This window comes from Neisseria sp. P0017.S009 (genome assembly GCF_051957375.1).
Taxonomy (GTDB): Bacteria; Pseudomonadota; Gammaproteobacteria; order Burkholderiales; family Neisseriaceae; genus Neisseria; species Neisseria perflava.
This window is the reverse complement of record NZ_JBQCWL010000035.1, coordinates 1-260: the sequence shown is the minus strand read 5'-3', so window position 1 is coordinate 260 and position 260 is coordinate 1. Positions and strand designations below refer to the sequence as shown.

Genomic DNA, 260 nt, shown 5'->3' with positions numbered 1-260 from the left:
GGCGCATACAATGCAAATCCGGTAAACACCATTACTACTGCTAGAATGAACATTACCAAATAAGATGCTGCAGCAAGTGCATTATGACCAATAGGAATATTGGTAAATTTATATTCTTTTTCGTTGAATAAAAAGATATCGTACTTGATTACGTGCCACATTTTTTCTCTTCCTTTTTTATCAAAAGGTACAAATTGTCTCCAATTGGCAAATCTGTTTCCCACAAAAGCCCAATAAACTCTCATAAACATTACAGCAAC

General features: G+C 34.2%; 1 protein-coding gene. It reads right to left on the bottom strand.

Features of this window, described 5'->3' with window-relative positions; genetic code table 11:
• A partial coding sequence (locus ACTHTG_RS11225; RefSeq protein WP_440362652.1) for a hypothetical protein occupies nucleotides 1–260 on the bottom strand: 260 nt, incomplete at both ends.